General features: G+C 68.2%; 1 protein-coding gene. It reads left to right on the top strand.

What is annotated here, in order from left to right; translation table 11 throughout:
- On the top strand, window positions 1–1,050 hold a 1,050-nt coding region (locus tag FXO23_RS52470; protein WP_218952453.1), incomplete at its 5' end, for a transposase family protein.
- Window positions 1,051–1,109 lie beyond the last annotated feature (59 nt).

Genomic DNA, 1,109 nt, shown 5'->3' with positions numbered 1-1,109 from the left:
TGGGGAGTTTTCATCCTGTTGGTGCTGGTCAGTGGGGTTGACGGTGGCGGGTTTGGTTTCCTGGTAACGGGATTGGTGGGTTGCCAGGCCGGGGCCGGGAACGGGGTGGAGCCCCCGGAAGTTGATCAAGTCGTGACTCAAGAAACAACGTTCGAGGGCTCCGCGTCCACTGTCCCACACGACCCGCTCGAGGGCTCTTATCGCAGTGCGTTGCCGGTGTCGAGGGCCACGATCGCGTGGCTGGCGGGTCTGATCAGGGCGTATCGGGCGCGGATCGGGTCGCGGTGGCGCAAGGCCTCGCCGGGGCGGCAGGCGGTGCTGGTGCTGGCGATGCTGCGCAAGGACGAGCGGCTGGCCGATCTGGCCGGGCCTCACGCGGTGTCCGCCTCGACCCTGCGGCGCTGGCTGCTGGAGGTGATCGGGTTGCTCGCGGCCCGCGCCCCACGGCTGGATCGTGTCGTGCGGCGGCTGGCTGCCCGGGGGGTGGCGGTGGTGCTGGTCGATGGCACCCTGCTGCGCACCCGCCGCCGCACCGGGCGGCAGAACCGGGCCAACTTCAGTGGCAAGCACAAACACCATGGCCTCAACGCCCTCGGCATTACCGACGAGCGGGGGCGTCTGGTGTGGGTGTCGGCGGTGTTGCCAGGCAAGATCGCCGATATCACCGCCGCCCGCCACCACCGGGTGCGGGAGTGGCTGCATCGGGCCGGGCTGACCCCCGCCGGGGACAAGGGGTTTCACGGCTGGCATAAAGACGTCCGCGGTGTCACCGAGTGCGACTGGTGCGAGGGCCCCTGTGCCCAGGTCGTGCTTACTCCGTACAAGGCGGAGAGGAATCACCCGCTGACCCAGGCGCAGAAGACCGCGAACGGGGTGTTCAACGCGATGCGCTGCGCGGTCGAGGGCGGCTTCGCCGCCCTGAAAACCTGGCGCATCCTCGACAAACTCCGCCTGCACTCCCGCCACGCCACCACCCTCGTGCGCGCCCTGCTCGTACTCCTCCAGCACGAACAAGCCACCCGAGACACCGCCAACACCACCCCAACCTGACCACTACCACACCCGGTCAACCCCACCCCACCAGCAAAAACCAAGATGAAAAATGCCCA

Source organism: Amycolatopsis anabasis (assembly GCF_009765355.1).
Taxonomy (GTDB): domain Bacteria; phylum Actinomycetota; class Actinomycetes; order Mycobacteriales; family Pseudonocardiaceae; genus Amycolatopsis; species Amycolatopsis anabasis.
Note: the sequence above shows the minus strand (reverse complement) of the source record. Positions and strands in the feature narration are given on the sequence as shown.